Source organism: Streptomyces scabiei 87.22 (assembly GCF_000091305.1).
GTDB lineage: Bacteria > Actinomycetota > Actinomycetes > Streptomycetales > Streptomycetaceae > Streptomyces > Streptomyces scabiei.
Genome location: NC_013929.1, coordinates 1541600 through 1565605, shown reverse-complemented (window position 1 = coordinate 1565605; position 24006 = coordinate 1541600). Strand labels below are relative to the sequence as shown.

Genomic DNA, 24006 nt, shown 5'->3' with positions numbered 1-24006 from the left:
GCTACCGGAGAAAAGGAGAACGAGAACATGCCCGAGACCCAGACGTCGGCGCCCCCCATAGCCGAACCCCCGATGCCGGCGCCGAAGCCGCCGATGACCCTTGAGGAGGCTTGGACGGCGATCGCCGTTCCGATGCCGCCGCCCGCGCAGGCCGCGGAGAAGCAGTGCTTCTCCACCGAGGAACTGCGTCAGGACTTCTACAGCTCCCGCCCGCCGTTCGGCGACCGGTTCATGCCGAACTGGATGCAGATGCGGCAGTCGGAGTTCACGCGGGTGCTGCTGGACAAGGCGGCACTGAAAGCCGGTGAGCGGGCGCTCGTGCTCGGCGAATTCCTCGATCACGTCGGATTCGTCGACATGATCAGCGGCGAGGTACAGCCCGGAGGTACCGCCGAATACGTCGACATGGTCCCGATGATCGAGGCCCACCGCGTGGGGCGTTTCGACCCCTACACCGAGATCGCCGCGAAGCACGAGCCGGAGGCGTTCGACGTCGTCATCGCCTCCCAGTGGGAGCACCTGCTCGACCCGGACGCGGAACTCAAGGCGCTCAGCCGACTGGTCCGCCCCGGCGGCAGGGTCCTGCTGTTCCATCCTGGCCCGACCGCGGCGACGTTCGCGCTGGCCGAGCAGGATGTCTGGCTGGACATGCTGCTGAGCTTCTTCATCACCTTCGCAGGCTCCCGTGAGGTGCCGCTGGACTCGGCGTTTCAGTGGAAGAAGGCCGCTTGGCTCGCCGTCAGCGTCGATGATGTGCGCGACGCGGCGGCCCGCTGCCTGACAGACGTGACGGCGTGGCAGCACCGCGGGATGGCGATCGTCGACGGTCGCAAGCCCGCTGCCGGGGACGAGCCCGGGAGGTCGGCGTGAACGTTCAGATCGCGTTCCTGCGCGGCGTCGGACACGGGCCAGGCGACATGCTGGACATGCCGGCGCTGCGCGAGGCGCTCGCCGAGGCGGGCTTCGCCGCTGTGCGCACGTACCTGGGCAGCGGAAACGTCGTGCTGCTCGACGATGGGGAGCCCGGCGTTCTGGCCGCTCGCGTCGGCGAGATCCTCCAGAAGCGCTTCGACCGGGACATCCACGTCATCGTGCGCAGCCTCGACGAGCTCTCCGAGGCGGTGGCGCGCAATCCGTTCCCCGACGCCGCCGCCGACGCCGAGCACTACAACGTCGCCTTCCTGGAGACGACGCTCGATCAGGCCGAAGTCGAACAGCTCGCCGTGCTCGCCACGGGGCGGGAACGAGTCGCGGTGATCGGACGCGAGCTGTACGGCTGGTACCCGGACGGATTCGCCGGTTCGCGGCTCATCGGCGGGATCATGGGCCTTCCGGTGCCCGCGACCGCTCGTGACTGGACGACGGTGACCGGCGTGCTCGACCTCGCGCGCGAGGTGCGCGCGGAGAATCGGAGCCGGTGATGCGTGAGCACGCGACGGGTGCATTGGCCTCGCCCGATGACCGGCTGACGCCGACCGGTTCCGGGCAGTTGGATCCACGCGGTCTGCGCGACGCGTTCGGCTGCTTCCCCAGCGGGGTGATCGCGCTCTGCGCGCTGGCGCAGGACGGCGTGCCGGCCGGAATGGCGGTCAGCTCGTTCACCACCGTCTCGCTCGACCCGCCGCTGGTGTCGGTGAGTATGCAGAACACATCGACGACCTGGCCGATCCTGCGCGAGCGGGCACGGCTCGGACTCAGTGTGCTGGCCGAACAGCAGCATCGCGAGGTCCGGCAGCTCGCCTCGACTGGAACCGACCGGTTCGCCGGAGTGAGCTGGCACGCCGCCGACGACGGCGCAGTGTACCTGGACGACGCGGTCGGCTGGTTCAGCTGCAGTGTCTGGAACCAGCTGCCTGCGGGCGATCACACCATAGCCCTGCTGGAGATCAGAGGGCTGCGAACTGTCGCGGGCGGTGCCCCCTTGGTGTTCCACGCAAGTCGATTCCGCCGACTGGCCCCCGTCGACCAATCCGCCTGAACGCACCCAACGGCCACTCTTCCCAAACGCAACGACGCGACCAGGGAGTAGAAGTGATCAAATCAGGAAGCGCCCGGGATCTGCGCTTCGACGACCAGGTCGTCATCATCACCGGCGCCGGAGGCTCACCGAGTCTCGGCCGCTCCTACGCCCGACTGCTGGCCAGCCGCGGAGCACGCGTACTGGTCAACGACCTGGGCGCGGGACCGGACGGCAGCGGCGTGGCGCCCGCGAACGCCGAGCTCATCGCCCGGGAGATCATCGCCGGGGGCGGCGAGGCCGTAGCCGACACGCACAGCGTGAGCACGGAGGACGGGGCCCGCGCCTCGTCCAGACCGCGATCGATCGCTGGGGCCGGGTCGACGCCCTCATTAACAACGCCGGCGTACTGCGATTCGGGCTCATCGAGGAGCTCGATCCAGCGGCCATCCGCGCGATGGTTGACGTACATCTGCTCGGCACGATCTGGATGTGCCGTGCGGTGTGGCCGCACATGCGCGACGCCGGCTACGGGCGGATCGTGAACACGACGTCGCCCGGGATGCTCGGCTCGGGCTACGGCTCCGTCTACGGCGCCGTGAAGGCGGGCAGCTACGGCCTCACCAGATCGCTGGCGATCGAGGGTGACCCGTTCGGCATCAGAGCCAACGCGCTGGCACCGCTGGCGGCCACGATCGCCTGGGACGTCGTTCAGGCGCCCGGCAAAGAGGCGATGGACGGCCCGGTCGCACAGGACATGAGTCCGGATCTGATCGCGCCGACCGCCGCCCTGCTCGCGCACCGCGTCTGCCCGTTCTCGGGCAAGAACATCACGGCGGATCCCGGTCGAGTATCAGAGACCTACTACCGCCAGACCGCCGGGTACGCCAAGGTCGCGCCGACGATCGAGGAACTCAACGACTCACTGCGCCAGGTCGTCGATCGATCCGACGCGCACGACATCGGCGATCCCGCTGAGGCGGCCACCTGGGTCGGCGGCCCGCCCCCGGTGCCGTCGGCCGGAGCGGCCCGCGCATGACGTGACGTTCGCTCGCGGTCCGCCAACGCTGCGGGCGAACGTCACCCGATCCACCTTCGCAACAAGGGAGTTTTCGTGAAGTTCTCAGCAGCGGTGTGGGACCACGCGGACGGCGTTCGTGTGGAGGAAGTCGAACTTCTCGAGCGACATCCGCGTGACGTACTCGTCAGGATCGAAGCGTCCAATGTGGCCAGCTCGGAGGCGAGCGCCCTGCTCGGCCCCGCCCCCGCCCCCGCCGACCTACCGCCCGACCTTCCCCCAGGCCTTGCTCTGCCGCCGTTGCCCTTGCACATCCTCGGCCACTCCGCGGTCGGTGTGGTCGAGGAGGTCGGCCCCTCCGCGGAGGGGGTGAAGGTGGGCGACCGGGTCCTGATGACCGGCAACAACAACTGCGGCGTGTGCCACTTCTGCCAGCGGGGCCGCTACGACCAGTGCGCCGCGATGGCGCTGTTCGGCCCGGCCACCGCTCGAACCGCGAACGGCGTGGACGTGCACCCCTTGGGTTACGTCGGCAGCCTCGCCGAGTGGGCCGTCGTGCTCGACAACCTGCTCGTGCCCGTGCGCACAGACCTGCCCGCCGACCAGTTGTCGCTGATCGGCAACCCGGTGTGCACCGGTGTCGGCGCGGCGCTGCGCACGGCCAGGATCGAGCCGGGCAGCGTGGTCGCCGTCGTCGGCTGCGGGCCGGTCGGCCTGTCCTACATCCAGGCGGCGCGACTGGCCCTGGCCGACCAGATCATCGCCATCGAGCCGCTGGCGCACCGCCGCGCGGCGGCACTGCGGATGGGCGCCACCACCGTCATCGACCCCGCCGAGACGGATCCGGTCGAGGCCGTGTGCGAGCTGTCCGGGGATGCCGGCGGGGTGAATCAGGGCCGTGGCGCCGACTACGTCTTCGACGCGGCGAACGATGCGTCGGCGACCGAGCAGGCCTGGGCCATGACCCGGTCGGCGGGCGATCTGACGCTGGCCGGGCTCGATCCGAGGCCCGGAGCCAGGGTCAGCTTCCCGATGGTGCAGTTCTCGAACTTCGGCAAGACGATCCACAGCTGCCAGATGGGCTCGCTGCTGATGCGCCGCGACCTGCCGTGGATGGTCAGGCTCGCCGAGCGCGGACAGCTCGACCTGGCCTCGCTGGCCGAACGCACCTACCCCCTGAAGGCAGTCGGCGAGGCCCTCCGCGACGTCGCCGAGTGCAACGTCCTCGGCGCGACCGTCGACCCGCGGCTGTGATCGTCGCACCGCACCCTGACCGGCATTAAGGAGATCAACGCCATGACAGCGCAGACGCCGACCCGCTCGATCGAGCGTTCGCCGGCCGAGCTGGTCGCGCACGCCGCCCAGCTTCGGGAACTGATACGCGACCAGGCCGAGGAGGCCGAGGGCCTTGGCCGCTACAACCAGGATGTGCACAAGGCCTTCCTGGAGGCGGGCTTCTACCAGCTGCTCACCCCGCGCCGCTACGGCGGCCTCGAGGTGGACCTTCGCACCTTCGCCAAGATCGTAATGGAGGTCGGCCGCGGTGATCCAGGCACCGCCTGGTGCCTGTGCCTGGGGCAGGGGCACGCTCTGACCACCGCCGCGCTGTGGCCGGAGAAGGCCCAGGACGAGGTGTTCAACAACGCGAGCGGCTACTTCCGGGCCTCCCACGCGTTCAACCCCGCGGGCACCGCCAAGCGCGTGCCCGGCGGGCTGCTGATCAACGCGAACTCCCGCTACCAGTCCGGGGTTCCGTACGCCACGCACGCCACGGTCTCCGTCGTGCTCGTCGACGAGGACGGCGGACCCGCCGGCGCACCGCCCGGCGCGCCTCCCGGTCCTCCGCCGGGTGCTCCGGTCGGCGCGCCGTCCGGGCCCCCACCGGGTGCTCCCGCCGGTGCGCCGCCGATGCCTCACGGCGACGTTCCGCCCTCTCAGATGCTCCAGGTGCTGATTCCCAAGGAGCAGTTCACGATCGTCGAGAACTGGGGCGCCGACGCGGTGCTGGGGATGCGTGCGAGCGGCTCCAACAGCATCACCGTGGAGAACCAGATCGTGCCCGAGCACTACGCGATCACCATGTCCCCGGACCTCTTGGCCTCGACGACCTCGCACGGCGTGAAGCTGCACGGCAACCCGATGTACCTGGGCGCGGCGACCGGCTCGTTCTTCCAACTCGAGCTCGTGGTCAGCGTCATCGGCGCAGCCCGGGCCGCCCTCGACGAGTACGAGAGGCTCGCCCGCACCAGGACCACCGCATACCAGGGCGGCGGCCTGCGCAACAAGGACCCGTTCTACCAGCGCGACTTCGGCGCCGCCAAGACGAAGACGGATGCGGCAACTGCGATCGCATGCTACGTCGCCGACACCATCACCGAGCGGAGCAGCGAGGCCATCGCGGGCACCATAACCTTCACGCCCGACACGGACATCGAACTCGGCTGCATGCTCATGCAGGCCGGCCACCTGGCCGCCGAGGCCGTGGACATCCTTTTCGCCTCCGCGGGCACCTCCGCATCCGGGCGCGGCCAGCGCATGCAGCGCTACCTTCGCGACGTCTGGATGTACCGCACTCACATCGGCGCGCAGTACGACCCGTTCGTGCGGCGATCCGGCGCCGGCAGCCTCGGCGACCCGCAGCCGTTCTTCCTCTGATCCGATCCAAGCCACTCCACCGGAGGGCAAGGATGTCCAACCCAGCAACTCACGGCGAGATCCACGCCAAAGACGCCGACGCACTGCAGCGCTTCTACACGGCGGCATTCGGCTGGGAGGTGCAGGACGTGGTCGACGGTGCGTACCACGTCCTCGCCGACCCGGACGCCGACCGCGGCATCCTGCATGTCGGAGTCGGTCGCGCGCCGCAAGACCGGGCCGGTCACCTGACCTTCTACGTGGAGGTTGACGACCCGGCGGCGGTGCTCGAGCAGATCGAGCGCCTCGGCGGTCGCACGGTCCGACCGCCCGCGCGGATGGGCACAGGACCGACGCTCGCCCTGTTCGAAGACCCCGAAGGCCACGTCATCGGCCTCGTCGAGCGCCACTGACCGGCGGAGGAAAAACGCATGTGGTCGCTGATTGTGCGCACTGGATCTGTGAGGTGGTCGTTCTCGGCCCGGGAGCAGCCGCGGTATCACAGAAACGAAACCTATCTATTTCGATTACCGTAGGGCGCCGCCGCTCGAATTCAACCGTTTCGATGGACGGGTTGTCGTGCCCCGGGGACGTGGGTCCCGGCTGCCAGGACTTCTGCATCACGCGCTCGGGCGGCGTGGTCTCGGCTTCCCCGTGATCGTGCGTCTCGGCGAGCTTCTTCTCCGGCAGCCACAAGGCGAGGATCAACGCGGCCACGAAGAGGGGCACCAGATAGCCGAACACCGGGGTCAGCGCGTGCTGGTAGGCGTCGATCACGATGTCCTGGCTTTTCGGCGGCTCGGCGGTGTCGCCGAAGCGAATGACGGCAGCCCGGAGCGCCGCGGGGCACAGCCCGCAGAGGACCGGCGCCGGGGGACCGTGACGCCTCCCCCACCGGGCCGACGGACCGCGGCGATCAGGCGCGGGCGGGCCGGGGGTCTGACGCCGTGCGGCTCGCCGTTTCCACGTCAGGACTCCGCGGGTGCGGGATGCCTGAGGGAAGGGAGCAGCACGGCGTCCACCAGGCGCAGCATGTAAGCCTCGTCGGCCTCCTCACCGTCCAGCACCGGGCGGGTCAGGCCGAGCGCGACCAGCATGATGTGGCAGAACTCGCGGGCCGGGTTGTCCGGGGAGATCTCGCCGCGGGCGGCGGCCCGGTCCACGATCCGCTTCGGGATCTCCGCGGCGGGCTTGGTGAACTGCTCGCGCATTGCCGTGGCCGGCTCCGGGTCTCCGAGGAAGGCGTGGGACAGCCCGGCCACGAGCTGGTGCTCCGGTGGCGCCGCACGGCTGACGCGGCGGACCATCTCGCGCAGGGCCTCGCGCAGCGAGCCCGTGTGGGCGTCCAGCTCCGCCGGGACCGGCTGGATCCGCTGGTGCTGGAGCGCGGCGACGACCAGCTTGGGCTTGCCCTGCCACTGCCGGTAGAGCGTGGCCGTACTGCACCGGCCGCGGCTGGCGACCGCCTGCAGGGTCAGCGCCTCGTAGCCGACCTCCCGCAGTAGTCGGAGGACGACCGAGTACAGCTCGGCTTCCCGCTCCGGGGTGAGGCGGGTCCGTCTGCCGGTCTGCGAGGCGACGTTGCTGGGCATCGGCTTCTCTCCGAATGGGAATAGTTTCGTTTCGAAACTAGGCCGCCCCCCGCGCATTGCAACGCCCCGGTCCCCGCGGCGGACTCTCGGGGTCCTCGCAACACCTGATGGCCTACGTGGTCGTCAGTAGATCACGCATACGCCGTGGCCCGGTTCACCCCGACCGCCCGGGCAGCACCCGAGAAGCTGCCGTTCTCCCGGTCCAGCGCCCCGAAGAACCTCGCCCTCAGCTCCGCAAAATCCACGATCCCCGCAACTCCCTCAACTCCAGGGTGTGGCGGGGATCGATAGAACCCGCCCGCGGCCGTGGGGCCCAGGACCTGGGCGGAGCGACCGGGCGGAGCGATCTCAGGGATGGGCGGCGCGGCCGGGGTCCGGGGCAGGAACGTCCCGGTCTGCTGTGAGTTCTTTCGCGGCCTCGGTCTCAGGCTCCGGGTAGCGAGGCATGAAGAAGGCCACGGCCGTGGCGATCACGATGGCGACGAGCATGACCAGGAGCACGCCGTCGTACGTGCCGGCCTGCTCCACGGCCACCTGTACGAGGAAGGGGATGGTGCCGAAGGCGACGACGCCGGTGATGCCGAGGGTCAGTCCCAGGAGCGGCGCGAAGGACCGGTCCCCGAAATACCGGCCCAGCAGATAGGGCGCGATCGTGTACTCGGCCCCCTGGAACCCGCCCAGCAGGGCCAGGGCGACGAACAGCAGCCAGGTGGTGCCGTGGGTGGTCGTCACGATCAGCATTCCGAGCAGGACACTCGCGAAGAAGGGGAAGGCCGCCCGAGCGGACTTCGACCGGTCCATCACGGGCCCGGCGACGCACTGGCCAGCGAACGACGCGAGCCAGAAGACCGACAGCGCGAGCGACACGGTCCCGCTGCCGTACCCGCGCTCGCCGAACAGATCGACACCGAGGGTCCGTACGGACATCGTGACCCCCGTCGGGACCAGGATGATCAGCATGAGGAGGAGCCAGGCACGCGACCGGAGCGCCGCGGCCAGCGGGACGCCGGGGGCGTTACGGTGTTCCTGCGGGCTCGCGTGCGCCGAGGCCTCGATGACTGGTCCGCTGTCCGGCACCGGGCGGGCCCCGGGGGCCGGCGGTGCCGTGTCCGGCTGGGAGAGCAGGACGATCTGGGCCGGAACGCAGAGCACCAGCACGCACAGGCCCAGCACGAGATACGTGTACCGCCAGCTGAAGGAGCTGGTGGACCACTCGAACAGCGGCGAGTAGACGGCGCTGGACAGGCTCGCCACCGCGCTGATCAGGGAGAACCCTACCCCGCGGTGGCGAGGGAACCATATCGACACGGTCTTGAAGCCCACCACCTGGGCGCAGACCTGGCTGCCCGCCAGGGCGACGACGGCGAGGACGCCGAAGAGCGCGCTCGCTGGCACCACCATCATCAGGCAGAACGCGACCCCGTAGATCAGCGAGGACCACACGGCGACGGTCCGCATGCTTACCTTGTCGACCAGGTAGCCACCGAAAGTGAGCACGAAGGGCGAGGAGAACAGCGGCAAGGACGACATGAGCAGCACCGTCTGCGACTGCGACCAGCCGAAGTCCTCGGATACCGGAGCGAGCATGTACGTGGTGAGATTGTTCACCACCGAGGGGCCCAGGATCATCGCGGTGATACCCGCGCAGATCGCCATCCACGCCCCCCGGGGGTAGCTCCGCAGCGACGCGAAATACTCACGAAGGGAGCCGCCCGCGGGATCGGGACCGGCAAGGGGTTGCTGGGGTGTGGGGTGAGGGTGGGGCATCGTTGACCTTCCTCTGGGGCAGTCGTGGGCCAAGTAGACGTCGTCCGGTCCGCGGCCCGCCGTTCTGCGGGGCCCCGGGGTGACCGGCGTCATGACGCCGGTGCGCGACGGGAGGGGCGAGGTCGTGGCGGCGCTCGCCGAGCGGGTCGGGCCGGCGGCCGAGGCGGAGATCGTCACGAAGGTGGTGGCCACGGCCACGGCCATCGGCGACCGGCTCGCCACGGCCGCGGACTGACCGTCGCCGGCTGACGGTCGCGGCTGAGGGGGAGCGGGGCCCTCAGAACGACCAAGCATGCGCCTCCCCGAAGCTGTGCGCCCCGTACTGCCGGGCGAACGTGTGGTACTGCGCGCCGATGTGGGTCCGCCACATGGCCACGTCGCGCAGGTAGCGCTGCATGCGCTGGCCCTGCCCGGACGCCGAGGTGCCGGCGGAGTTGAACAGGGTGTCCACGGCCTCGGCGGCCAGGTGCCCGGCCTGCATGAGCGTGGCGCCGAGCCCGGAGCCCATCTCCGCGGTGATCGTGAGCCGCCCCTCGACGGACTCGCGGCTCCACTCGGTCATGAGGTCGGCGGTGTGGCAGACGATGGCCTCGGCGGCGTTGGCCTTCAGCCTCGCCTCCCCGAAGTCGCGCTGGTACAGGGGGTCCTTGAAGCGCGGGCCGCCGCCGGGGACGGTGGTGTTCCGGGTCCGGGCCAGGTGCTCGAACTCGTCGAGGGCGGCGCGGGCGGCGCCGACGACGCTGACGACCAGCTCCAGGACGAAGAAGCCGCCCGTGACCGCCCCGAGGTACATCGGGTTGCCGTGCAGCCGCACCCCGGGCGAGGTGGTGGTGTTGATCTTGTCGGGGTCCATGACGATGCCGTAGTGCTCGGGCACCACCTGCTGCTCGACGATGACGCTGTTCGAGCCGCTCGCCCGCATGCCGAGGACGCGGTCCCCGCCCCAGTCGTCCGCGATGGTGAACTGCCCGGCGGGGATGAGAATCTGCATGAGGCGGGCGCCCGCGACCGGCTCGCCGGGAACGGGCGGCGGCGCGCCCTCCTCGCCGACCAGCACGGACACGGTGGCGTGGGAGGCGTACGGCACGCCGGACTGGTAGCGGGACCGGGCGTTCACCAGCCAGCCGCCCTCGACCCGCGTGGCGGTGCCGGCGGGGTTGAACGCGTGGGAGGCGCGGAAGTAGCCGTGTTCGTTGGTGAACACCTCGTCCTGCGCCCGCTCCGGCCAGTGCGCGGCGACGCTGAGCGCGTGACCCTGTCCCAGGCACAGGCACCAGGCGGTGCCCGGGTCGCCGCGCCCGACCTCCATGATGACCTGGGCGAAGGTGCGCACGTCCACCTCCAGGCCGCCGTAGCGGCGCGGGGTCAGCAGCCGGTAGAAGCCGGCCTCCTGGAACGCCTCGTGCACCGCCGGCGTGTAGTGGCCGAGCCGCTCGGCCTCCTCGGCCTGGTCCCGGATCAGGTTCCGCAGCTTCTGGGCGCGTTCGATCAGCACCGCCGCCGTCTCCGCAGTCATCGTGTGGCTCTCCTCGTCGTTGTTTCTCAGGGCAAGTCTGGTGAGGTGGGGTGGGTGGGGCAGGGCAGGGGAACTCAGCGGCGGGGACCACGCTGGCGCCGAGCACGGAGCAGTCGGCGACGTCCCGCATGGCCTGCACGACCTCGTCGAGGCCGTAGCTGCGCTCGGCCATCGCCTTGAGGTCGAGCTGCCCCTGCTCGGCGAGCCGCACCATCCAGGGCAGGTCGCGGCGCATCCGCAGCGAGCCCTGCTGGCAGCTGTGCACCGTCTTGCCGTGGTTGGAGAACTCCATCATGGGGAACGTGACGGTGGCGCCGGGGTCCTCGCTCAGCCCGGCCGGCGTCAGGTGCCCGGCCGAGCGGGTCATGGCCCATGCCTGCTCGACGGCCCGGGCCTCGCGCGCCGCCTCGAAGACGAAGTCGGCGCCGCGCCCCTGGTTGATGCCCCCGAGGTCCCCCGAGAGGTCCATGACGGCCTCGACCGGGTCGACCTCGGTGGGGTCGAGGGCCGTGGTGGCGCCGAGGCGCAGGGCGGCCTCGCGCCGGTGGGGCAGCGGGTCGATCGCGATGATCTGCGCGGCCAGGGCCAGCCGCGCCGCCTGCACGTAGGACAGCCCGACTGGCCCGCAGCCCACCACGGCGACGACGCTGCCGGGCTCTGTTCGGTGATGTACGCGCACACGGCACTTCACCTTCCTGTGCTGTGCTGGTCGGGTCCCGTGCGGTCGCCGCTCAGTCGGCGGGCTCGGCCGGGGTCGCCAGGTGGTGGGTGAAGAACTCGCGCACCAGGCGCCATCCCTCGACGGCCGCCTGGGGGGTGTAGCCGCCGCTGGACCAGTCGAAGAAGTCGTGGTCCGCGCCGTCGAAGAGGTGGTAGTCGAAGTCCTTGCCGGCGTCCCGAAGCACCTTCTCCTGGGCGGCGACCTCCGAGGGCGAGGGGACCAGGTCCTCGGAGCCGAACAGGCCCAGCAGCGGGGCCGACAGGCCGGGGGTGAGGTGGGCGATGGGCTCGACGAGCATGGGCGAAGGGTCGGGCGGCGGGGGGCCGGGAAGGGCCGGGGGCTTGTCCGGCTTGTCCACGATCACGCCGCCTCCGCCGTTGACGATGGCGTCCGCCCAGGTGGAGGTGCAGCCGATGTAGTAGGCCTGCCGGGCGCCCGAGCAGAAGCCGATCAGCCCCACCCGGCCGTTGGCGTTGGACATGGCGCGCAGGTACGCGGCGGCGCCGGCCGCGTCAGTGGCGACCCGGTCGTCCGGGGCGCCCCCCAGGCGGCGCATCTCGGCGGCGGCGTCGTCGGGATCACCCCACGGGTTCTCGCGGTGGTGGAGGTGGGGGCAGATGGTGTTGAAGCCATAGACGGCGAGCCGGCGGGTGTATTCCTTGCTGGCCTCGTCGTAGCCGGGCTCGTGGTGGAGCACCACCACGCCGCCGAGCGGTCGGTCGGTGAGCGGGCGAGCCACGTAGGCCTCGATGGGCTCGCCGTCCTGGCTGGTGAGGGTGATGGTCTCGGCCAGCGTGGCGTCGTACCGGGACATCGCTGTCCTCCTTCGTGCTGGGTGATTCGTGCGGTGTGCGGGGGTCGGGGCGGGTGGGGCTCAGGCCGGGCAGCGGCCGTCGACCACGGCCATGCTCAGCCGGCGCAGCACTGTGAAGGCCGCCTCGCGGACCGTGCCGGGCCCGTCGGTCAGCGGGTGTGCGGGCGGCACGCGGCCGGTCATCGGGAGTCCTCGGGGGGCCCACCGGGCCAGAAGCCGTCCCGGACGGGGTCGCCGTAGTCGCGGGACTGCTTGCGGTCGACCACCCGATGCCAGTGGGCCGCCAGGTCCTCGACCGTCATGCCGGGGTTGCCCCAGCCCTCGGTCTGGGCGAAGTAGCTCTCCCAGACCCGGCCGGACTCCGAGTGGATGCCGGCGCCCGAGCAGGGGCAGGACTCGTGGGCGAGGTAGGCCGCTGCCGGGGCGACCATCTCGGGGGTGCCGATCTCCGGCGGCGCGGGGTGGCCGGTCTCCGGCGGCGCGGGGATGCCGGGAGCGACCCGGACGGAGCCGGTGGCGGCGCCGGGGGCCAGGGCGTTGACGACGATGCCGTGTCGGTGCCCCTCCAGGGCCAGGGTGCGAGTCAGGCTCCACACGCCGGCCTTGGCGGCGCCGTACACCGAGGAGTAGCCCGCCCCGGTCATGGCCCCGGAGGTGGTGTTCACGATGCGCCCGTAGCCGGCCTCGCGCATGTGCGGCCACACCGCCCGGCACATCCAGATGGTGCCCATGAGGTGCACGTCGACGAGCGCGGAGATGGCGTCGGAGGGGAGGCGGTCGAACTCCCCGACCCGGAACACGCCGGCGTTGTTGATCAGCACGTCCACCCGCCCCCAGGCGTCCAGGGCGGTGCCCACCACGCCCTTCGCGCCGTCCTCGGTCGCCACCGAGTGGGTGTCGGCGATCGCCTCGCCGCCCTCGGCGCGGATCTCGGCGGCGATGGTCTCGGCGCTCGCGGCGTACGTGCCGCGGCCGTCCGGGCCCACGCCCAGGTCGTTGACGACGACCCGTGCGCCCCGCCGCGCAAGCAGCTGGGCGTAGGAGCGTCCCAGGCCCGGGTTGCCGCCGGCGCCGGTGACGACGACGACGCGGTCGTCGAAGCGCAGGGTGGGCTGTTCCCCGCTCACTCCACACCCTCCGGCACTGCGGCCAGTACCCGCTGCACGGCCGCGGCCAGCTCGAGGGCGGAATCCCGGCTGACCTCCACGGCGACGTGGGGGTGGGCGGGCGTGGGCAGGGCGATGGCCTCCCAGGCCTCCTGTGCCGTGCGGCGCGGGCCGCTCGGCGGCTTGCGTTCGATGGTCATGTCGGTCACTCCTGTCGGAGGTGAGGGCGGCCGCCGCCGAGGCGTGGCGCACCGCGGGTCGGTCAGAGGCGGAGCCCGAGGGGGTCCAGCCCCAGCACCGCGCGGGCGTAGGGCTGGGAGGCGATGTTGAAGTTGCCCAACGGCCCATGGGTGGCGGCGTGGACGTCGCGGTGGAGGCGCTGCAGCGGGTCCTTCGTGGACAGCGAGCGGGCGCCGCCCAGGTCGAATATGCGGTTGACGGCCTGCACCGAGAGCTTGCAGCCGTAGCCGCGGTTCCGCAGGTGGGCGGTGAGGTGCTCGATGGAGGGGTAGTCGCCGGCCTCGCCGATGCGCTGGGCCACCTCCATGTCCTCCAGCAGCATGGACCGGGCGGCCGCCACCTCCACCGTGGCCTCCGCGATCTGGGTCTGCACCATGGTGGAGTCGGCGCTTTTCACGCTGCCGGAGGTGCCGCGGGTCCGGGCGATGAGCTCCTCCGCCGCCCCCTGCGCGCCGCCGATCGCGACACAGGTCAGGTCCTGCAAGGTCGACATCGGGGCGAGGTAGCGCCGCTGCCGGTGGTAGCCGTACGCGCGCTCCAGGTCCGGGTCCCGCTCGAAGTCCACCGGGGGCCGCGGGATCTTGCCCCGGTGCTCCGGCACGAAGGCGTCCTCGATGAGGACGTCCTTGCTGCCGGTGCCGCGCAGGCCGGAGACGTCCCAGCTGCCGGCGTCGATGGTGTAGTCGCTGCGGGGCAGGATGAACTGCCGGATGCCCTCCTGTCCGGGGGCCACGACGAACATCCACTGGGAGTGGTCGCAGCCGCTGGCGAACTTCCCATGGCCGGATACCCGGTACCCGCCCGGGACCTTGCGCCACTCGGACTTCACGCCGAGCTGGACGCTGGCGGAGAGCATGTCGGGCCCGTCGGCGAAGACCTCTTCCTGGGCCTCCATCGACCAGAAGCCCATCCAATAGGCGTGCAGCGCCTGCAGGACGTACACCCAACCCGTGGACGGGCAGGAGCGGGAAAACTCCATGGCGACCTCGTACGTGGTGGCGACGTCCACGTCGAGGCCCCCGAACTTGATCGGGGTACCGATGCGCACCAGCTCGGCATCGATGATGTCCTGCATCGTCTCCTGGGAGACCTGCGAGGCGTCTTCCGTGGCCTGCGCGCGCTGCCTCAGCGCGGGGGCCAACGCGGCGGCGCGTTTGAGAAGCTCCTCGCGGGCTGCCTGGTCCACTCCGGACTGGATGCTCATAACCTCACCTCGGGCCACAACAGGGGGAAGTCGGTCAGCGGCCGCTCGTGCGGAGGGCGTGGCACGAGAGGATGACCGTGACTGCTTGCGCGCATGCAATGGTTGCACGCTAGAAGCGTTCCATGCAACCATTGCATGCGTGCAAGCGTTTGTCGGATCCCCTGCCGACTGCCCAGCGGGAGGCCGCGAACAGCGCGGCGCCGGATCTGCGACTGGACGCCGCGGTGCGGCTATTGAGTGGCCTTCGGCGGGCAGCTGGTGCAGAGCCAGACGCCTCGGATCCGGACCGAGATCAAGCGTCACTTCGATCTGTTCAGCGCCGAGTTTGCCAGCGAGGACGGTCTACTGGCGTTGCCGCATGCGGCCTTGCTCGCGCGTGCGCGTCGCTGACCCAGGTCGGCTGCTGTCACGCAGCGGTCAGACAGGAGTCCGAGCCAGCCGGGCGTACATCTGAAGTTCGGCCGCTCTTCATCTGTGTACGGACCAATGTCCCGAGCTGTCAGGGTCAGGGGCGGCCGGGGACGGTGTCTCCGGTTCTCGGGCTGATCAGGGTGACGCCGCTGTGAGCCTGCAGGGCGACGCGCAGGGCCTCGTTCTCCAGGGTCAGGCGCCGGATGTGGTCTTCGTAGATGTACAGGTGACGGGTGAGGTTCTCCTTCTCTGCGCGCAGGCGGGCAATGGTCTGCTGGTCCTTATCGGTGTTGCGGGCGCGGGGCTGGGTCGCCGAGCGGGCTGCTTCCGTCTGGAGCCGGGTGATCTGATCGGGGAAGTCCCGGTAGAGGGTCTGGCGGGGGACGTTGAGGCGGCGGGCAAGAGCGGAGACAGTGGCCCGGGGCCCGTCTGCGGCGTCTTCCAGCAGAGCCTCGACGGCAGCATCGACGGCCTGGAGGGTCAGTTCGTGCCGTCTCATGTCCGCGCCTGTTGATCTGGTGCTGGGGTGGGATAGCCGAGAAAGGAGGCGATCTCGTCGCGGCGTCGGACCAGCCGGTCGCGGACGAGTGGAGCGAGGATGTCGCCGCGCGCTAACTGGACGTCCAGCAGGGCGAGTCGATGGCGCCAGGCCGCCCTGTTGTCTTCGGTGAAGGCGGCGTTGTTGCAGGCCAGGGGCTGGCAGCTGTTCAGTGCAGGAGCCTGGGCGCTGTCGGCCGGTGGCCTGCAAAGACGGCGGTCGGGGTTGTCGCTGCAGGTGACGAACGTGCCCGGATAGATCCGCGGATGCGGGCGGGTGATGTTGGACACCAGTGCGGCCGCTACGCTCGCTCTGCTGGAGCGTGGCGTGTCCGAGCAACTGATCGGCCAGCGGCAGGTGGTCATGACGACTGACCAGCTTCTGGCTGACACGCTGCAGGCCAAAGAGTCCATTGCGCTGCGGTCCGATATGACACTGGCTTGGGATGAGCGCAGCGCCAGTACCGCCGTCCTGACCTCGACGCCCGAGCAGTTGGCCGCGCTGCGGTCCACGTCAGCGCGGCCGGTGGAGATCATGCAATCAGCTCCCCGGGTGTCACGGCCGGAGTTGCGCAGCCTTCCACGACTGCCCAGCGGCCGTCGTGGCACGGAATGGCTGACGGCCGTCGACTACGCCAAGGAACACGGCCACATCCTGTGGTGCGACGACCGAATCTTGCGCGCTGTCGCACGGTCGCAGGGCGTGGCCTCCTTCGGCACGCTCGCTCTCATCGACGCCTGCGTGCAGAGCAACCTGATGGAGCCCCGGGAGGGATTGGTCATGAAGGCCGAGCTGCTCCGAAACTACTACGTCGACATCCCGTTCTTCGCCGACCTCTACAGTACTGCGGCGCAGGCCGACGGCTGGCAGGCAACGGCGGTTGCTGTGGCTGTGTCACGGCCAGGCGCATGGTCCGACCCACAAGCCGCGGCGGCATTCGTCCTCAATGCTGCTTCGCAGACCATTGGCTCCCTGCCGCACGAGGCCTCGGCATGGCTCAGCGCCGCCTACGCCGGCCTGTATCGGGCGACACTGCCCTCGCACCGGCCGCGCAACCTCCAGGTCCTTTCTTGGCAGGTCATCACCCAGCCGTGGGTTTCGGCCTCCTCGCTCCCGTTCGTCCTGGCGGGGCTGCACGCTGGCAGGGAGGATGTGGCCGACACCGACGCCCCGCTTCGGGCTGCAATCACCCAGTACTACGGCGCCCTGGTCGACCAGTTTGGCCATATCACCGCCGCCAGCACTCTGATGAGTCTGTTCGCCCTCACCGAGGGGGAGGACAAAGCCACTGCGGCGCGCACCGTGCTGACCTACCTTGCCCGGTAGACAGCAGGAAGGGAGCCCAGCGGCAGTTGGTCCGACTGCCCGCTCATGGCGTTTCAGCCTGGGGCAGGGCGAGGTCGGGTGGGTAGCCCTTGGCACGAAGCCAGCTATCGAGGGCCAGGGCGACGATGTCGCCGTGGGGAACGTCCTGGTCGGCGTAGTAGCGACGGATGCGTCTCTGAAGTTGCAGGACGTCAGGGACGGCGTAGTTGAGCTGTCCGCGTTTGATGTGGCGGTTGCCGATCACCGCGAGAGTGTCGGGATGGGGAGTGAGCGGATCGTCGGCGGGCTCGGACTGCGCATCGAGTGCGTCGGCCACGTCGCGTAGCCGACGGGCGTGGTGGGAGAGGTCGGGCACGAACGTTGCTCCGGTCAGTGCGGCTAGGCGGCTAGTTAGCCGCCTATTGGGCTATTGGAATAGTCGGCGGAAGGGGCGGCCGCGCACTCCGCGAGCTGGCTGCCGCCCCCCTGTGCCGTACGGCGGGTCAGAACCCGCGGGTGGTGAGCCACTCGTCCAGCGCGACCGAGACGATGTCGCCCATGGGCAGGTGGTCGAGTTCGTTGTCCAGCGCGAAGCGCTTGATCCGCTTCTTCAGCTTCAGCGCAGCAGGGACCGAGGCGTCCAGGCTCTCGCGCGCGATGATGCGCTGATTAAGGACGACTGCCGCCTCCGGGATGTCCTTCGGACGCCCCGGCCCCCGCTCCCATGACGTCCCGTTACTGGGCGCGGCATCCGAACCGGCATGCTGCTCGTGCTGAGGACTCGCTGCGCTGGCGCTCGCAGGGAACGCACTACTTCCCGCAACGGGAAGGACCGTCGAGTGAACCGCCACCTCAGCGGTGTACGCCCCACCTGGAGCGGTGCCCGTGTTTCGGGACGACCCACGCTGTGAGACGTGCTCGACTGACTGCGGGGGCTGGACCGCAGGTGCTGCAGGCCCCGCTGCCGGGGCCACGGTCTGTCCCAGCGCTTGCTGCTCCACCGACTCCACAGCAGCTACTGCTCCCGCCTCGGGGGCGACGACGGCCTGACCAGTCTCCTGATTGGCGGCCGACACCTGCACCGGGCTCATTGGTGCAGTCTCGATGCCCGCGTGGGCGGATGGTGTCGCAGGCGCCTGCGACACCTCGGCCATCGCCTCGGTCCGGGCCTGCGCTGATGCCTCGACGGGCACAGTGGAAGGGGGCTGACCTTGGGACTCCCTTGCAGCGGGACGGCCTTCGCCCTGGTCGGTGGCCTGTTCGGCGGCGTACTGCTCGGGGGTGAGCTCGGCGGCCGGGGGAGGGGGAGGTGGTGCCGTCTTCTTGGCCCCGCCCAGGGTGCGGCCGGTGCGGCGGGCCGGGGGTTTCATTCGCTCGCTCATGCGGTGAGCTCCTTCATCAGCTCGGCGTACTCGCTCAGCTCGGTCGGGATCTCGCCGAAGGCCTCCATGTAGTGCACCCAGGCGTGGATGACGGTCTCGGCGAGCGGGAACGGCTCGTCGCGGTCTGGGCCGATGCCCTCACCCTTCTCGGGCTCCAGCAGCTTGTCCTTGGCGTTGCGGGGCAGGCTGGTGCGGTCGTCGGCCTTCACGAGGACCACGTGGGCGGTGACGTCGCGCTCGTTACGGGCGGCGGCGCGCTCGGCCTCGTCGAAGGTGGCCACGAGCTTGCGGCGCTCGATCTTGGTGGGGGCGACCGGCACGAGCAGCAGGTTCGCCTCGGTGACAGCCTCGTGGAAGATGCGGGCGCTGCCGCCGCCGGCGTCGACGACGATCGCGCCGAACTCGGACCGCTTCTCACGGATGTACTCGGCGATGTCGTCGAACGGGTACCGCTCGACCACCAAGTCGGCCGGGATCTCGAAGCCGGCGGCCTGGGCGACCTTGCACCAGTCGTAGGCGGACTGGCTGGTGGCGTCGGCGTCCAGCAGCAGCGTCGGCAGCTCCAGGACGACGGCGTAGTAGAGGGCGATGAACCAGGCGGAGGTGGTCTTGCCGGTGCCGCCCTTGAGCATGCCGACGACGATGACGAAGGCGTCCCAGGCGCGGGCTGTGGCCGCGGCCAGGGTCTTGATACGGGTGTTCTCGTTCACGTGTGCTTGTTCTCCTGAAACTGGAAAGGGTGCGTTGAGTTGTGGGGGTCTGCGAGAGAGCCGACTTCGGTGCGCTGCTTGCCGATGACGGAGGGGCCCGTGCAGCCGCGCCGCGCCCGGCATGGCGCACGGTCGACTCCCTCTGTCGGGCATGGCGGGGGACACCCGACAGGCTGGGGGCGCTCATGACTGTTTCCTCGGGTCACGGGCTGGGCTGTGGTTGTGCTGGGGACGCATCCGGGTGCCGGCCTGGTGCAGGAGCCGGTAGACGGTGGCGACGGAGTAGTTGCACTCCTGAGCGAGGTCCGGGACTGAGGCGCCGGCCTCGTACCGTGCCCGCAGGGACAGCGCGAGCTTGTGCCGCTCGACGGCCCGCGCTGCGGCGCGCACCCGCAGCGTCTGCTGAGTGGTGCGCACGGTCCCACCGGCCTCGATCAGCAGGCGTCGGGCAGCACGCCTCGTCTCTCCCGCGGCCGCGGCGAGCTCCGTGAGGGTTGCGCCATGCTGCTCGTACAGGGTGCGCAGGTGGGCCGCCAGACGCTGGCGAGCCTGCGGATCCTGGCGCATCCGACGGGTTTGCCACGACGTGCGCATCACCGTCCCCACCTCGTGCAGCCGGTTGAGAACCGTGCCGTAGGACAGGCCGCTGGCGGCGACGAGTTCGTCGACTGTGGCGCCGGACTCGTACTGCTTGCGCAGGTCCTCTGGGGTCACCGGCTGGCTTTGGGCAGGGTTGGTTGGAGGGTGTTGTTGGTTCATGCGGCGGAGTTCCATTCGTTGAGGGCTTCGGCATGGGCGGCGGCCAGCTCGTCGTAACTGCGCTGGTCGGATGGGGTGATGAGGATCAGGCGGCCGTCGGTGGCGACCCGCCAGTCGGCGGCCGGACGACCTGTGACCGGGTCCAGGACGCGCCCGTCGGGGGCGTGCCAGGCGGACGGGATCTCGTCGGGACGTCGTGCGGGGACCAGGATTTGGCGGCCGTCGCGGTCGATCACCACGGCCTTGCTGCGGTGCTCCGCAAGCCGGTCCAGCGCCGCCCGGTACGCCGCACGCTCGTTTGCGTGAAAGGCCTTCCGTCGGGCTGCGACGCCCGTGGTGCCGTGGTGCTCGGCGACCTCGGCCCAGCCCTGTGCCGGTGTTGCGGCGAGGCAGGTGTCCGCGTCCGGGAGGCTGTTACCGAAGCCCTCCAGTGCGCGCGGTGCGAGAGCCCAGGTCTCCCCGGTGTGCCGGACGAGCCCGTGGTCGGCCAGGCGTTTCAGAGTCCGGTAGGCGGTCGCGCGGGACACCGAGGAAGTACCGACCAGCTCGGCGACCGTCTGGTGGGGGCGCTGGTGCAGAGCGCTGATGAGCATGAGGGCGGCGCTGCCGAGGCCGTGGTGGGCGAAGGCGTCGTGGCCCATCAGCCGGCCGAGGACGGTGGAGTCGATGTCGGCCGTCGTGGCCGTCTCAGGGGTGGTCCACTCCTCAAGTGCCGGGTCGGGGGGGAACTGAGTGGTCCGGAAACGAGACAACGAAGCAGGGGCACCGTGTCCGGGGGCGCTGCCGTCGCCCAGGTACCACGTGGAGCCCTCCCGGCCGTGGCCGACCCGCAGTCGGCGCAGCCAGCCCTGCGGCTTGAGGACGGTCTCGTAGACCGCCCGCAGCGTCGTGCGGGAGATGCCGGCTTCCTCGGCGGTCTGCCGTTCACTGGCGTGATGCAGGGGACCGCCCGCGATCTCGGCGAAGGTCAGATGCGCCCGCAGCACCCGCAGCGCGGTGCGTCCCCGCTCCCCGCGCCACGGCGTGGTCTCGATGCGGTCGCGCAGCGCGGCAAGGACCTCGTACGCGTCGTGCCGGGAGCTCAGCGCCCTGGTGCTGCTGACCGCTTCCGTGGCGTTGGCCCACACCCGGCGGATGTAGTCCAGGGCGCGCGACTGCCCGGACCGCAACGCGATGTTCCTCGCGTGCCGTCCGCCTTCGTGCTCGGGGTGCAGCAGGACCTGCGTGAGCTGGTCGACGGTGCCGTCGGCGCGGGCCACGTGGCAGGCGATGGCCGCGGTGATCCGGTGCCCGTGCTCAGCCGCGCCCTGGCGGTCCGCGCGCAAGGCCACAGTCCGGCCGCCGGAGGCGAGTCTGCTGTAACTGCCGGTGGCGTAGCGGCCGGTGAGGTCTCCGAGCAGAATGAGATCGGTCGCGGCCGACGGAAGTCGGACGGGGCTGAGAATGCCGCGGAATTCGGCGGAGTTTCGTTGAGAGAGGGCGTGATGGGTGCTGTTCGGCACGGTGGGTTCGTCTCGCAAGAACGTGGACGCCACCCAGGCCCGCTAAAACCACGGGTGGTGTCCGGAACCGACCTCCATCGGCGCCAGCAAGGTCTCCAGAATGGCCGTCCTGGAGGCCTTCGTTTGCCTGGCCCCGAGCGGAGGCAGGCGTCCCCATCGCAGCTCGACCGAGGTCGAAACAGAGCACCGCCAGAGTGATCCACTCTTGATCGACACCCGTCAACTCAGCTCCCCCAGAGGCCTGTTGCAGAGGTCGCTGCCTCTGACTGCCTCTGAGCGACCCGGGTCGAACCGGGGTCGAATCAGAGCGGTTTCCTCTGACTGCCTCCGCTCGCCTCCGCAACCCGTCCTAGCAGGTCACAGCCTCATCGCCCCCACACAAGCGCAGGTCAGAAAGGTGCGCTAGCTGTACCACTGATTCCTGGCGAAGGCGGTCATGTGAGGCATGGCGATCCCGTCCCTGAGAACCCTGAGCGCGGAGCCACGTCACTCCGCGTGTCACCACATTCCTGAGCGTGCACGGGGCCGGGCAATACCCCTTCCGTCAGGCGGAAGCCCCGCCGCGCACTGACTTTGCCCGCGGGAGGGCCGCCCGCCCGCCGCTGTTCGCCCGGCAGCCCTTCCCGTGTCACACCCGCGCCACGGACCCTTCCCCCGCGTTCGTTCCTCTTGGACCATTCCCAGCGCGCAGGTCACATCCGACGCACCACGTCAGGACAAGAGGTCATCCACCCATGCCTGAAGTCAACCGGCGGCGATTCCTCCAGGTGGCGGGCGCCACCACGGCGTTCAGCGCCCTGTCGGCCAGTATCCAGCGGGCCGCGGCACTGCCCGCGCACCACCGTTCCGGCACGATCGAGGACGTCGAGCACATCGTCGTCCTCATGCAGGAGAACCGGTCCTTCGACCACTACTTCGGCGCTCTGAGAGGCGTACGGGGCTTCGGCGACCCGCACCCGGTGACGCTGGACGACGGCCGGAGCGTGTGGCACCAGTCGGACGGCACGAAGGACGTCCTGCCGTTCCACCCCGACGCCGACGACCTCGGCATGCAGTTCCTGGAGGGCCTGCCGCACAGCTGGCCCGACGGCCACGCGGCCTACAACGGCGGCAAGTACGACCGCTGGGTCCCGGCCAAGGGCACCACGACGATGGCGTACCTGACCCGCGAGGACATCCCGTTCCACTACGCCCTCGCCGACACCTTCACCGTCTGCGACTCCTACCACTGCTCGTTCATCGGCTCGACCGACCCCAACCGCTACTACATGTGGACGGGACACACGGGCAACGACGGCAAGGGCGGCGGCCCCGTCCTCGGCAACGACGAACGCGGCTACGACTGGACCACCTACCCCGAACGCCTCGAAGCGGCCGGGGTCTCCTGGAAGATCTACCAGGACATCGGCGACGGCCTGGACGCGGCCGGCTCCTGGGGCTGGATCGCGGACGCCTACCGGGGCAACTACGGCGACAACTCCCTGCTCTACTTCAACAAGTACCGCAACGCCGCGCCCGGGGACCCCTGGTACGACAAGGCCCGCACCGGCACGAACGTCAAGGCCGGCGACGGCTACTTCGACCGGCTGAGGGCCGACGTCAAGGCGGGGAAGCTCCCGCAGATCTCCTGGGTCGCTGCCCCCGAGGCGTTCTCCGAGCACTCCAACTGGCCCTCGAACTACGGCGCCTGGTACATCTCCCAGGTCCTCGACGCGCTGACCTCCGACCCGGCGGTCTGGGCGAGGACGGCCCTGTTCATCACCTACGACGAGAACGACGGCTTCTTCGACCATCTCGTGCCGCCGCTGCCGCCGCGCGACGCCTCCCACGGCCGGTCCACGGTGGACGTGGGCCTCGACCTCTACCCGGGCGACGCCGGCCGTGTCGCCGGCCCCTACGGGCTCGGTCCGCGCGTGCCGATGCTGGTCGTCTCCCCCTGGAGCAAGGGCGGTTACGTCTGTTCCGAGACCCTCGACCACACCTCGATCCTGCGGTTCATGGAGCGCCGGTTCGGGGTCGCGGAACCGAACGTCTCGCCCTGGCGGCGGGCGATCTGCGGTGACCTGACCGCCGCGTTCGACTTCTCCCGCGAGGACAGCCGGCCCGCCGCACTGCCGGACACCGACGCCTACGCGCCGCGGGACCGCGAACGGCACCCCGACTACCGGCCCGCCGTGCCCGACGACCCCAGCATGCCGAGGCAGGAGCGCGGGGTGCGCCCGGCCCGGCCGCTGAAGTACGCGCCGCGCGTGGACGCCGCCGCCGGCCCCCGGACCGGGACCCTCACCCTGACGTTCGCCTCCGGCGGCAGGGCAGGCGCGGCCTTCCACGTCACCTCCGGCAACCGTACGGACGGGCCGTGGACGTACACCACCGGCGCGGGCAGGACGGTCTCGGACACCTGGGACCTCGCGGGCTCCGGCGGCGCGTACGACCTCACCGTGCACGGCCCGAACGGCTTCCTGCGGGTCTTCCGGGGGCCGGGCACGACGGGGAAGGCCCGTCCGGAGGTGACCGCGCGGCACACCGGCGACGACGTGGAGCTGACCTACACCAACAAGGGCGCCGAAACGGTGGCCCTGAAGGTCGCGAGCGCCTACGGCGGCCGGTCCCGCACGGTCCGGGTGCGCCCCGGGGCGACCGTCCGCGAGGTCGTCGGCCTGCGGTCGAGCCACCGCTGGTACGACCTGACCGTCACCGCCGGTGAGGGCTTCCTGCGCCGGTTCGCCGGGCACGTGGAGAACGGGCGGGCGGGGGTGAGCGATCCGGCGCTGGGCCGGCGGTAGGACCTCGGGCCGGGGGAGCGGGTGGGCACCGGCTCCCCCGGCCG

The 24006-nt window shown here is 70.4% G+C and carries 27 protein-coding genes and 1 pseudogene; 11 read left to right on the top strand and 17 right to left on the bottom strand.

The features are described 5' to 3' along the window. Nucleotides 1–27: 27 nt before the first annotated feature. The 7 genes from SCAB_RS06645 (at nt 28) to SCAB_RS06615 (ending at nt 6022) form a co-directional block, all read left to right on the top strand. Complete coding sequence (locus SCAB_RS06645) at nt 28–870, top strand: class I SAM-dependent methyltransferase (RefSeq protein WP_037724145.1); 843 nt, start codon at nt 28–30, stop codon at nt 868–870. Beyond that, nucleotides 867–1421 carry a DUF1697 domain-containing protein gene (locus SCAB_RS43650; protein WP_012999282.1) on the top strand — a complete coding sequence of 185 codons (555 nt, stop codon included), beginning with the start codon at nt 867–869 and terminating at the stop codon, nt 1419–1421. The genes SCAB_RS06645 and SCAB_RS43650 overlap by 4 nt, the downstream gene beginning before the upstream one ends. Next, nucleotides 1421–1978, top strand: coding sequence for a flavin reductase family protein (locus SCAB_RS06635; RefSeq protein WP_106437384.1), 558 nt, complete (start codon nt 1421–1423; stop codon nt 1976–1978). The genes SCAB_RS43650 and SCAB_RS06635 overlap by 1 nt, the downstream gene beginning before the upstream one ends. Then, a complete protein-coding gene (locus tag SCAB_RS44505) occupies nt 1914–2996 on the top strand; it encodes an SDR family NAD(P)-dependent oxidoreductase (RefSeq protein ID WP_231884903.1) in 1083 nt (360 codons plus the stop codon). Before SCAB_RS06635 ends, SCAB_RS44505 begins: the two co-directional genes overlap by 65 nt. Before the next feature lie 75 nt (nt 2997–3071). Next, complete coding sequence (locus SCAB_RS06625; RefSeq protein WP_049875656.1) at nt 3072–4229, top strand: zinc-binding dehydrogenase; 1158 nt, start codon at nt 3072–3074, stop codon at nt 4227–4229. A gap of 42 nt (nt 4230–4271) precedes the next feature. Continuing rightward, a complete protein-coding gene (locus tag SCAB_RS43640) occupies nt 4272–5630 on the top strand; it encodes an acyl-CoA dehydrogenase family protein (RefSeq protein ID WP_012999278.1) in 1359 nt (452 codons plus the stop codon). A 32-nt stretch (nt 5631–5662) separates the two neighbouring features. Beyond that, on the top strand, nt 5663–6022 hold the full coding sequence (locus SCAB_RS06615) for a VOC family protein (RefSeq protein ID WP_012999277.1): 360 nt from the start codon (nt 5663–5665) through the stop codon (nt 6020–6022). On the opposite strand, the gene SCAB_RS46875 is transcribed toward SCAB_RS06615, so the two are convergent. The 3 genes from SCAB_RS46875 to SCAB_RS06605 form a co-directional block, all read right to left on the bottom strand. Next, nucleotides 5997–6386, bottom strand: coding sequence for a hypothetical protein (locus tag SCAB_RS46875; protein WP_148274183.1), 390 nt, complete (start codon nt 6384–6386; stop codon nt 5997–5999). The genes SCAB_RS06615 and SCAB_RS46875 overlap by 26 nt on opposite strands. 191 nt (nt 6387–6577) lie before the next feature. Further along, on the bottom strand, nt 6578–7201 hold the full coding sequence (locus SCAB_RS06610) for a TetR/AcrR family transcriptional regulator (RefSeq protein WP_012999276.1): 624 nt from the start codon (nt 7199–7201) through the stop codon (nt 6578–6580). A gap of 348 nt (nt 7202–7549) precedes the next feature. Continuing rightward, nucleotides 7550–8857, bottom strand: coding sequence for an MFS transporter (locus SCAB_RS06605; protein ID WP_012999275.1), 1308 nt, complete (start codon nt 8855–8857; stop codon nt 7550–7552). Nucleotides 8858–9059: 202 nt separating this feature from the next. Between SCAB_RS06605 and SCAB_RS47260 the strand changes: the two genes are divergently transcribed. Further along, on the top strand, nt 9060–9203 hold the full coding sequence (locus tag SCAB_RS47260; RefSeq protein WP_158512223.1) for a hypothetical protein: 144 nt from the start codon (nt 9060–9062) through the stop codon (nt 9201–9203). A 42-nt stretch (nt 9204–9245) separates the two neighbouring features. Here the strand turns inward: SCAB_RS47260 and SCAB_RS06600 are convergent, their stop codons facing one another. The 7 genes and pseudogenes from SCAB_RS06600 to SCAB_RS06575 form a co-directional block, all read right to left on the bottom strand. Beyond that, a complete protein-coding gene (locus SCAB_RS06600; RefSeq protein WP_012999273.1) occupies nt 9246–10484 on the bottom strand; it encodes an acyl-CoA dehydrogenase family protein in 1239 nt (412 codons plus the stop codon). A gap of 211 nt (nt 10485–10695) precedes the next feature. Continuing rightward, nucleotides 10696–11118: pseudogene (locus SCAB_RS49360) on the bottom strand (zinc-binding dehydrogenase); the annotation flags it as partial. Nucleotides 11119–11215: 97 nt separating this feature from the next. Beyond that, nucleotides 11216–12019, bottom strand: a complete 804-nt coding sequence (locus SCAB_RS06590; RefSeq protein ID WP_012999272.1) for a dienelactone hydrolase family protein — start codon at nt 12017–12019, stop codon at nt 11216–11218. 60 nt (nt 12020–12079) lie between these two features. Further along, entirely contained in the window at nt 12080–12202 is a 123-nt protein-coding gene (locus SCAB_RS48970; protein ID WP_012999271.1) for a hypothetical protein, read from the bottom strand. Beyond that, nucleotides 12199–13146, bottom strand: coding sequence for an SDR family NAD(P)-dependent oxidoreductase (locus SCAB_RS06585; protein ID WP_012999270.1), 948 nt, complete (start codon nt 13144–13146; stop codon nt 12199–12201). Before SCAB_RS06585 ends, SCAB_RS48970 begins: the two co-directional genes overlap by 4 nt. After that, nucleotides 13143–13325: a hypothetical protein gene (locus SCAB_RS48280; RefSeq protein ID WP_041668925.1), complete on the bottom strand. Its 183-nt coding sequence runs from the start codon at nt 13323–13325 to the stop codon at nt 13143–13145. The genes SCAB_RS06585 and SCAB_RS48280 overlap by 4 nt, the downstream gene beginning before the upstream one ends. A 62-nt stretch (nt 13326–13387) precedes the next feature. After that, nucleotides 13388–14569, bottom strand: a complete 1182-nt coding sequence (locus tag SCAB_RS06575; RefSeq protein ID WP_037724149.1) for an acyl-CoA dehydrogenase family protein — start codon at nt 14567–14569, stop codon at nt 13388–13390. Between the two features lie 237 nt (nt 14570–14806). Here SCAB_RS06575 and SCAB_RS44495 point away from each other — a divergent pair, with 237 nt between their 5' ends. Next, nucleotides 14807–14959 (top strand): hypothetical protein, encoded by a 153-nt coding sequence (locus SCAB_RS44495; RefSeq protein WP_012999267.1) that lies wholly within the window; start codon nt 14807–14809, stop codon nt 14957–14959. A 115-nt stretch (nt 14960–15074) separates the two neighbouring features. Here SCAB_RS44495 and SCAB_RS06570 read toward each other — a convergent pair whose 3' ends face one another. Next, nucleotides 15075–15479 carry a hypothetical protein gene (locus SCAB_RS06570; protein WP_012999266.1) on the bottom strand — a complete coding sequence of 135 codons (405 nt, stop codon included), beginning with the start codon at nt 15477–15479 and terminating at the stop codon, nt 15075–15077. Next, nucleotides 15476–15808 carry a hypothetical protein gene (locus SCAB_RS46870; protein ID WP_148274182.1) on the bottom strand — a complete coding sequence of 111 codons (333 nt, stop codon included), beginning with the start codon at nt 15806–15808 and terminating at the stop codon, nt 15476–15478. Before SCAB_RS46870 ends, SCAB_RS06570 begins: the two co-directional genes overlap by 4 nt. A gap of 37 nt (nt 15809–15845) precedes the next feature. Here SCAB_RS46870 and SCAB_RS06565 point away from each other — a divergent pair, with 37 nt between their 5' ends. Next, a complete protein-coding gene (locus tag SCAB_RS06565) occupies nt 15846–16844 on the top strand; it encodes a PIN domain-containing protein (RefSeq protein WP_012999265.1) in 999 nt (332 codons plus the stop codon). Between the two features lie 43 nt (nt 16845–16887). Here SCAB_RS06565 and SCAB_RS44490 read toward each other — a convergent pair whose 3' ends face one another. The 5 genes from SCAB_RS44490 to SCAB_RS06540 all read right to left on the bottom strand — a co-directional run bounded on the left by SCAB_RS44490 (nt 16888) and on the right by SCAB_RS06540 (nt 21176). After that, nucleotides 16888–17160, bottom strand: coding sequence for a hypothetical protein (locus tag SCAB_RS44490; RefSeq protein ID WP_231884902.1), 273 nt, complete (start codon nt 17158–17160; stop codon nt 16888–16890). 166 nt (nt 17161–17326) lie between these two features. Next, nucleotides 17327–18205 carry a hypothetical protein gene (locus SCAB_RS46865; protein WP_148274181.1) on the bottom strand — a complete coding sequence of 293 codons (879 nt, stop codon included), beginning with the start codon at nt 18203–18205 and terminating at the stop codon, nt 17327–17329. Further along, nucleotides 18202–18915: a ParA family protein gene (locus SCAB_RS06550; protein WP_012999263.1), complete on the bottom strand. Its 714-nt coding sequence runs from the start codon at nt 18913–18915 to the stop codon at nt 18202–18204. The genes SCAB_RS46865 and SCAB_RS06550 overlap by 4 nt, the downstream gene beginning before the upstream one ends. Before the next feature lie 183 nt (nt 18916–19098). Beyond that, the gene (locus SCAB_RS06545; RefSeq protein WP_046774077.1) at nt 19099–19689 is read right to left on the bottom strand and encodes a helix-turn-helix domain-containing protein; all 591 of its coding nucleotides are present in this window, start codon (nt 19687–19689) and stop codon (nt 19099–19101) included. Further along, the gene (locus SCAB_RS06540; protein WP_231884901.1) at nt 19671–21176 is read right to left on the bottom strand and encodes a helix-turn-helix domain-containing protein; all 1506 of its coding nucleotides are present in this window, start codon (nt 21174–21176) and stop codon (nt 19671–19673) included. The genes SCAB_RS06545 and SCAB_RS06540 overlap by 19 nt, the downstream gene beginning before the upstream one ends. A gap of 734 nt (nt 21177–21910) precedes the next feature. On the opposite strand from SCAB_RS06540, the gene SCAB_RS06535 reads away from it, so the two are divergent. After that, complete coding sequence (locus SCAB_RS06535) at nt 21911–23962, top strand: phosphocholine-specific phospholipase C (protein WP_037725482.1); 2052 nt, start codon at nt 21911–21913, stop codon at nt 23960–23962. Nucleotides 23963–24006 lie beyond the last annotated feature (44 nt).

What these genes read in the sequence shown, in the direction of transcription:
- SCAB_RS06615 (WP_012999277.1), top strand. Translation starts at nt 5,663, where the DNA reads ATGTCCAACCCAGCAACTCACGGCGAGATCCACGCCAAAGACGCCGAC.
- SCAB_RS43640 (WP_012999278.1), top strand. Translation starts at nt 4,272, where the DNA reads ATGACAGCGCAGACGCCGACCCGCTCGATCGAGCGTTCGCCGGCCGAG.
- SCAB_RS06575 (WP_037724149.1), bottom strand. Translation starts at nt 14,569, where the DNA reads ATGAGCATCCAGTCCGGAGTGGACCAGGCAGCCCGCGAGGAGCTTCTC.
- SCAB_RS06610 (WP_012999276.1), bottom strand. Translation starts at nt 7,201, where the DNA reads ATGCCCAGCAACGTCGCCTCGCAGACCGGCAGACGGACCCGCCTCACC.
- SCAB_RS47260 (WP_158512223.1), top strand. Translation starts at nt 9,060, where the DNA reads ATGACGCCGGTGCGCGACGGGAGGGGCGAGGTCGTGGCGGCGCTCGCC.
- SCAB_RS06605 (WP_012999275.1), bottom strand. Translation starts at nt 8,857, where the DNA reads ATGGCGATCTGCGCGGGTATCACCGCGATGATCCTGGGCCCCTCGGTG.
- SCAB_RS06645 (WP_037724145.1), top strand. Translation starts at nt 28, where the DNA reads ATGCCCGAGACCCAGACGTCGGCGCCCCCCATAGCCGAACCCCCGATG.
- SCAB_RS48280 (WP_041668925.1), bottom strand. Translation starts at nt 13,325, where the DNA reads ATGACCATCGAACGCAAGCCGCCGAGCGGCCCGCGCCGCACGGCACAG.
- SCAB_RS48970 (WP_012999271.1), bottom strand. Translation starts at nt 12,202, where the DNA reads ATGACCGGCCGCGTGCCGCCCGCACACCCGCTGACCGACGGGCCCGGC.
- SCAB_RS06545 (WP_046774077.1), bottom strand. Translation starts at nt 19,689, where the DNA reads ATGGAACTCCGCCGCATGAACCAACAACACCCTCCAACCAACCCTGCC.
- SCAB_RS06590 (WP_012999272.1), bottom strand. Translation starts at nt 12,019, where the DNA reads ATGTCCCGGTACGACGCCACGCTGGCCGAGACCATCACCCTCACCAGC.
- SCAB_RS46865 (WP_148274181.1), bottom strand. Translation starts at nt 18,205, where the DNA reads ATGAGCGAGCGAATGAAACCCCCGGCCCGCCGCACCGGCCGCACCCTG.
- SCAB_RS06535 (WP_037725482.1), top strand. Translation starts at nt 21,911, where the DNA reads ATGCCTGAAGTCAACCGGCGGCGATTCCTCCAGGTGGCGGGCGCCACC.
- SCAB_RS06600 (WP_012999273.1), bottom strand. Translation starts at nt 10,484, where the DNA reads ATGACTGCGGAGACGGCGGCGGTGCTGATCGAACGCGCCCAGAAGCTG.
- SCAB_RS06635 (WP_106437384.1), top strand. Translation starts at nt 1,421, where the DNA reads ATGCGTGAGCACGCGACGGGTGCATTGGCCTCGCCCGATGACCGGCTG.
- SCAB_RS06570 (WP_012999266.1), bottom strand. Translation starts at nt 15,479, where the DNA reads ATGAGACGGCACGAACTGACCCTCCAGGCCGTCGATGCTGCCGTCGAG.